This is a genomic window from Desulfitibacter sp. BRH_c19 (assembly GCA_001515945.1).
Lineage (GTDB): Bacteria > Bacillota > DSM-16504 > Desulfitibacterales > Desulfitibacteraceae > Desulfitibacter.
Genome location: LOER01000032.1, coordinates 240,534 through 246,664 on the forward strand (window position 1 = coordinate 240,534; position 6,131 = coordinate 246,664).

The following is a 6,131-nucleotide window of genomic DNA, read 5'->3' on the forward strand; positions in this document are numbered from 1 at the left end:
GATCACCTCCCTTCAATAATATTGTCTATACTTAGTTGGCCTTCCTGTCTTTCTTGAAAATCTATACCAAAGTATTTATAGGCAAACTCAGTAGCAATTCTTCCCCTAGGGGTTCTATGTAAAAAGCCCAATTGAAGTAAATAAGGTTCATATACATCCTCTACTGTTTCTGATTCTTCACTAGTCGCTGCAGCAAGTGTATCTAAACCCACAGGACCGCCTGAAAATTTTTTAATTATAGTCAACATAAGCTTCCTATCTGTATGATCAAGACCTAGTTTATCTACCTCTAATTTATCTGTGGACCAGACAGCAACTTCTTTGGTGATTACTCCCTGTGCTTCCACCTGAGCGAAATCCCTTACTCTTTTTAATATTCTATTGGCTACCCTTGGAGTTCCTCTGGATCTTCTTGCAATTTCTTCTGCACCCTCATCAGTTATTTCTATTCCAAGGATTCTTGCCGCACGAGTAATAATAATACATAATTCTTTGGTATTATAAAACTCAAGTCTATTTATTACCCCAAATCTGTCTCTTAAAGGTGAAGTGAGCAAACCTGCCCTCGTTGTAGCTCCTATAAGCGTAAATCTTGGAAGATCTATTCTTATAGAACGTGCACTAGGGCCTTTACCAATAACTATATCTAGACAAAAATCCTCCATTGCAGGGTATAGTACTTCCTCTACTGTCCTATTTAGTCGATGTATTTCATCAATAAATAAAACATCCCTAGGCTCTAAATTTGTAAGGATGGCAGCTAGATCACCTGGTCTTTCAATGGCAGGACCAGAGGTTACTCTAATTTGAACTCCCATTTCTGCTGCAATAATATTTGCTAGGGTTGTTTTTCCCAATCCTGGAGGCCCATATAACAAGACATGATCTAATGATTCCTGCCTATTCTGGGCAGCTTTAATGAAAACCTGTAAATTAGATTTGATTTTTTCTTGTCCTATGTATTCTTTTAAACTAAGAGGTCTAAGACTTTCCATTTCGCCATCTTCAGTCATTTTTATGCCAGTAACTAATCTATCTTCCATTTCCAAAGTCAATATCACCTGCCAACTGGTGCCATTTTTTTAAGAACTTTATTTAATAATTCCTCTACTGTAAATATGCTTTTATTTTCTTGTGCTGTTCTGTAAACTATATCCTTTATTTCTCTAGGATTATAACCTAAGGATATCAAAGCATCTATTGTCTCTTCAATAGCTGTGCTTTCCTGTAAAATTGGTGTCGATTCCAAAGCAGATACTTTGCGTGCAACAATAGTTAGGTTTTTTGTCTTATCTTTTAAATCTAAGACTATTCTTTGAGCTGTCTTTTTACCTATACCTGACACTCTTATAAATACATCTAATCTTTCTGTATTAATACCTGAAACAATCTCATCACATGTACATTGAGATAAAATAGCAAGTGCCGCCTTAGGACCAACCCCGTTAACTACCAGTAATAATTTAAATAAATCCAGCTCAGCTTTTTCTAAAAAACCGTACAATTGCATGATGTCTTCTCTAACATGCAAGTGAGTAAATACTTTGATACTACTGCCTATTTCAAGCTTATAGATAGCGGATGAAGGCATAAATAGCATATAGCCTACACCTTGAACATCAATAATAACGTGATCTGTACTAATAGTTTCTATTGTCCCTTTTAAGTGTCCTATCATAATTTTTCCCCTGTCAATACTGAGTTAAGTTTATAAGAGTGGGCATGACAAATAGCAACCGCTAGGGCATCTGCTGCATCATCTGGTTTAGGAATAACATTTAAGCCCAATACTGCTGCAACCATTTTTTGAACCTGTTGTTTGTCAGCCCTACCATAACCAGCTACTGCTTGTTTGACTTGTAAAGGAGTATACTCTCCTATAGGAAGATTCTTCTGTATGCCTGTTAAAAGAATTACCCCCCTTGCCTGTCCTACTGTTAGGGCTGTTCTAGTGTTCTTACTAAAATACAGTTGTTCAACTGCCATATGCTCTGGTTTATATTCACTAATGATTTCGTTAAGCCTGTTATTAATAATACCTAACCTAAATGGCATCGCCATAGATGCTTCTGTTAAAATTGTACCGTATATTATACTGCGATACCTATTTGCATTTACTTCTATAACCCCAAAGCCTGTTGTGGCTGTTCCAGGATCAACACCTAATATTAGCATGGCTGTAACCTCCTAGAACATACTTTCGACATTCACCTGAGGTTTTCCTTTTTTGGGCTGGTATTATATGAATTTTTTGGTTAAAAAGCCATTCGAAATTCGTCTAAGGAATCTAGTGCTTGTAATAATTCCCTCTCATCCTTGAAGTAAGTTGCGCCAGATAAAATATTCTCTCTCCATTTATCAGGTAAGGCCCAAATTGGAATCTCTGTAATGAATAGCAAGTTTTCTTTATAGCTGGGTGGCCCTTGGTAAACTGCAATAAAGTCATCCACAACCCTTAGATGACGCTTATCCCTATCAATAGAACATAACATATCTACTACCTGGGTTGCTATCCATTTTCCTTCTACAAAATCTAATATCCATCCGTCCTCTGGCGGAAAATGTATTAATAGCTCTTCTATATCTAAATCATCCATATTATCTACGTTTAATTCTAGATTACTAGAATCCAGCTCCTCAAAGTGGCCACAGATGGTATGGAACTTTTTGATAGTTATCATATCACCTATTTTTTCTTCTGCACTAACCTCTACAGATTGCGCTTCCAAGGGTTTTAGTGCTTGGGGTAGATTTAATACATTTGTTGTTATTAGAAAAGCAGTCACAAAGCTTAGCAAGGAAACAAAAATAAAAAACAATAAAACGTATTTAAATTTGTTCCATAACATAAATAGCCCTCCTGTTTGGTATAACATCAATTAATTGTATATTATTTCCAAAAAGAGGGCTGATTATTCACTTAAAGTTGTTCCATAATCTCATCAGGTATATCATAGTTTGCATATACTTCTTGTACATCATCATGATCTTCTAATAAATCAATAATTTTCATGACCTGTGCGGCAGTTTTCAGATCATTTATGGTAATCCTGTTTTGCGGTAACATTGTTACTTCAGCTACGTTAAATTTAATGCCTTCTTCCTCTAACTTTTCCTTAACAGATACATAGTTTTCTGGTTCTGTAACGACTTCCACAACTTTATCTTCAATTGTAAAATCTTCTGCTCCAGCCTCAATTAGTTGTAGCATTAACTCTTCTTCATCCATTGAATCCATATCAAAGGTTATTAAACCTTTATTCTCAAAAATCCAACCTACACATCCTGTCTCACCTAAATTACCACCATTTTTTGACAAGATATATCTAATCTCGCTAGCAGTACGGTTCCTGTTATCTGTTAGGATTTTCATTAATATAGCTATTCCTTCTGGTCCATATCCTTCATAACGTGTTTCTTCGTAGTTAACTCCTTCGGCATTACCTGATCCCTTTTGTATTGCCCTTTGAATATTATCATTAGGCATATTAGCCTCTTTCGCTTTTTGAATTACAACCTTTAAGGTTGAGTTACCCTCCGGATCAGGGCCACCGTGTTTAGCAGCAACCATTAATTCACGGCCTATTTTTGTAAATATCTTTCCTTTTTGAGCATCTAACTTTCCTTTACGGTGTTTGATGTTTGCCCATTTAGAGTGTCCTGACATAGAATTTTTACCCCCTATCCAATACCTAATTACATTTATCCGATGACTATCACCGACAGTTTCTAACCTTCATGCAAGTTCTGCTTAATGAGAAAAGCGAATTTAGCAAGTAACTGTACATCTGCAAAAGCAGATGATCATTAAGTTAGCTCCACTTGAAGTCAAGAATTTTATTTATAGAATAAGTTAACTAGGTAATTTTAACACATAAATTGTGTTCTTGGAACCCTTAGTTTCTCCAGTTAATTACACTAAGTAAATGGACACTAAAAGGTAACGGGAAATTCTTTTTCAGGTATTGGCGGCATTTCTCTTTTGTGTTTACTTTTTGCAATTAATTTATCTGCTATATCTACTACTCTTTCTGAAGTATCCTGTTTACACAGATATTTATCAAGTTCCCGATAAGATATACCCATTTCCTCTTCATCAGTTTGGTGTTCCCATAACCCTGCTGAAGGAGCTCTCTGAATAATAGCTTCGGGAATATTAAGATGTTTAGCCAGTTGATATACTTGACACTTGTACAAACCTCCAATGGGTTCCATATCTACCCCGCCATCCCCATATTTAGTGTAGTATCCTGTTAGAATTTCACTTCTATTACCTGTTCCAATTACTAGATAGTTCTTAAGTGAAGCATAATAATAGAGAGTAGTCATACGTAAGCGAGGTTTAATATTGGCTATAGCAATATTATTTTCGTTCTTTGTCATAAGGCTAACCAGCATGGTGTCAAAGACTGGAGACAAATCTGTTTCCACAAATTCCAGATCTAATGCATTTGTAAGAAGATGCCCATACTCAATATCCTTGGGATTACTGTGGCATGGCATTATAACGCCAAGGGTGCCATCAGGATATGCTCTTTTCATTAGGGCTGCAACTACTGCAGAATCAATTCCTCCACTAATACCAAGAACGCCTCCTTTTGCTCCTGCATTAGATATTTTATCTTTTAGCCAGTTAACCAAATACAAGGTAAGATCTTCCATTCTTAACTCCCTTTCATGCTAAAATTAGATCTCTTTAAGAAGTATTTTGTGGTCTACTAAAGCCATTTCTTTTATGGTGGCTTTTATTATTCGACGTTTCCCAAAGATATCTTCTAATATTAATTCATTACCTTGGGGTATTATCTTATCGACATTTTCAAAAAACAATTCTTCTTTATCACCTTTCAATACAAAAGCATTTGCTTCACACATTTTTATCAGCCTCCAATAAGTTTTTTAATTTTAGTACTACATATTCTATAAGGTGTGGCAAAGGTTCATTAATTACCCCTATAATATCAATATTAGATTTATTCATGGGGAGTAGTATTTTTTTTGCTTTTGCCTCACCTATAGCTTTCGCCATTTTTGGTGTTAGTTCTCCAAGCATGGAATTGGCAACCAATATGGCAATAGTACCTAAAATAATATCTACATCTTTAACAGTTTGTATGATAGCATTCTCCCCGGTTGCCCCTTCATTTGCTCCTGCCTTAATCATTGCACTAGTAGCAATACAGTTTGTTCCTAATCCAATTATTTCAACACTCTTAGGTAATTCATGGCGTATTTTATCCGTTAAATGCTTTCCAATTCCACCACCTTGACCATCAATTATAGCGATTTTCATTTATAACATACCTTCCCATATGATTTAATTTTTCAGTAAACTGTTTCATCTTCGTGGCTTTTAAACTAAAAAAGCCATGAAAAATCAAGACCCAGTTTCAGGCGCAAGACTTCCATAGCCTTATTATACCCTTTGTATTACATAATTGATTGGAAAAATTATATAAATACTAGTGTAAAAACATATTTTTAGTATTCTTAATAGGCCTTCATGACCTTGGTTAAATAATATTTCTCTATTTTTCTTTGTAATCCTTCTTTAATAAAGAAATTATATGACTTTATGTTAAGTATATTAAAGCAAAAACAAACTCCTTAAGTTAAATAACCTAAGGGGTTTAAAAAATTAATTCGGCAACGACCTACTCTCCCAGGAAAACCTAGTACCATCGGCGCTGGAGGACTTTACTTCCGTGTTCGGTATGGGAACGGGTGTTACCCCTCCGCCATCGCCACCGAAAATCTATAGAGTTTTTTAGCAGTTTTAAAAATTCCTTAGAATTTTAAAACTTGCGTTATTCTCTGAAAACTACACAGCGTATTCTACCTGCAATACTAGATGTCTGATGTCAGATGTCTGAAGTCCGATTGTTGTTACAATTGGTTTACCAATTGCTTCTAAATCTAACCTCTGATTTCTGACCTCCGACTTCTGTTTTTTAGATCAAGCCCTCGACTTATTAGTACCGGTCAGCTACAGACATTACTGCCCTTACACCTCCGGCCTATCTACCTGATGTTCTCTCAGGTGTCTTACCTGGTTACCCAGTGGGAAATCTTATCTTGAGGGGGGCTTCGTGCTTAGATGCTTTCAGCACTTATCCCTGCCAAACTTAGCT

Annotated in this window: 8 protein-coding genes, 2 rRNA genes and 1 other annotated feature; all 10 genes read right to left on the bottom strand. The window is 35.9% G+C overall.

The features are described from left to right. Positions 1-2 precede the first annotated feature (2 nt). Positions 3-1,043 carry an ATP-dependent DNA helicase RuvB gene (locus APF76_08325; GenBank protein KUO50667.1) on the bottom strand — a complete coding sequence of 347 codons (1,041 nt, stop codon included), beginning with the start codon at positions 1,041-1,043 and terminating at the stop codon, positions 3-5. A gap of 14 nt (positions 1,044-1,057) precedes the next feature. Beyond that, a complete protein-coding gene (locus APF76_08330; protein KUO50643.1) occupies positions 1,058-1,678 on the bottom strand; it encodes a hypothetical protein in 621 nt (206 codons plus the stop codon). Continuing rightward, on the bottom strand, positions 1,675-2,175 hold the full coding sequence (locus APF76_08335; protein ID KUO50644.1) for a Holliday junction resolvase: 501 nt from the start codon (positions 2,173-2,175) through the stop codon (positions 1,675-1,677). Before APF76_08335 ends, APF76_08330 begins: the two co-directional genes overlap by 4 nt. Positions 2,176-2,255: 80 nt before the next feature. Continuing rightward, positions 2,256-2,849, bottom strand: a complete 594-nt coding sequence (locus tag APF76_08340; protein ID KUO50645.1) for a hypothetical protein — start codon at positions 2,847-2,849, stop codon at positions 2,256-2,258. A gap of 71 nt (positions 2,850-2,920) precedes the next feature. Beyond that, positions 2,921-3,667 (bottom strand): transcriptional regulator, encoded by a 747-nt coding sequence (locus APF76_08345; GenBank protein KUO50646.1) that lies wholly within the window; start codon positions 3,665-3,667, stop codon positions 2,921-2,923. Between the two features lie 266 nt (positions 3,668-3,933). Then, complete coding sequence (locus tag APF76_08350; GenBank protein ID KUO50647.1) at positions 3,934-4,662, bottom strand: NAD(+) synthetase; 729 nt, start codon at positions 4,660-4,662, stop codon at positions 3,934-3,936. A 24-nt stretch (positions 4,663-4,686) separates the two neighbouring features. Beyond that, complete coding sequence (locus APF76_08355) at positions 4,687-4,875, bottom strand: RNA-binding protein (GenBank protein KUO50648.1); 189 nt, start codon at positions 4,873-4,875, stop codon at positions 4,687-4,689. Beyond that, positions 4,868-5,293, bottom strand: a complete 426-nt coding sequence (locus APF76_08360) for a hypothetical protein (protein KUO50649.1) — start codon at positions 5,291-5,293, stop codon at positions 4,868-4,870. Before APF76_08360 ends, APF76_08355 begins: the two co-directional genes overlap by 8 nt. Before the next feature lie 348 nt (positions 5,294-5,641). After that, positions 5,642-5,752, bottom strand: a 5S ribosomal RNA gene (locus APF76_08365). 95 nt (positions 5,753-5,847) lie between these two features. Further along, positions 5,848-5,938, bottom strand: a sequence feature (possible 23S ribosomal RNA but 16S or 23S rRNA prediction is too short). Between the two features lie 11 nt (positions 5,939-5,949). Beyond that, positions 5,950-6,131 (bottom strand): 23S ribosomal RNA (locus APF76_08370); the annotation flags it as partial.

Coding starts and splice junctions, on each gene's coding strand:
- APF76_08325 (KUO50667.1), bottom strand. CDS start 1,043: ATGGAAGATAGATTAGTTACTGGCATAAAAATGACTGAAGATGGCGAA.
- APF76_08330 (KUO50643.1), bottom strand. CDS start 1,678: ATGATAGGACACTTAAAAGGGACAATAGAAACTATTAGTACAGATCAC.
- APF76_08335 (KUO50644.1), bottom strand. CDS start 2,175: ATGCTAATATTAGGTGTTGATCCTGGAACAGCCACAACAGGCTTTGGG.
- APF76_08340 (KUO50645.1), bottom strand. CDS start 2,849: ATGTTATGGAACAAATTTAAATACGTTTTATTGTTTTTTATTTTTGTT.
- APF76_08345 (KUO50646.1), bottom strand. CDS start 3,667: ATGTCAGGACACTCTAAATGGGCAAACATCAAACACCGTAAAGGAAAG.
- APF76_08350 (KUO50647.1), bottom strand. CDS start 4,662: ATGGAAGATCTTACCTTGTATTTGGTTAACTGGCTAAAAGATAAAATA.
- APF76_08355 (KUO50648.1), bottom strand. CDS start 4,875: ATGTGTGAAGCAAATGCTTTTGTATTGAAAGGTGATAAAGAAGAATTG.
- APF76_08360 (KUO50649.1), bottom strand. CDS start 5,293: ATGAAAATCGCTATAATTGATGGTCAAGGTGGTGGAATTGGAAAGCAT.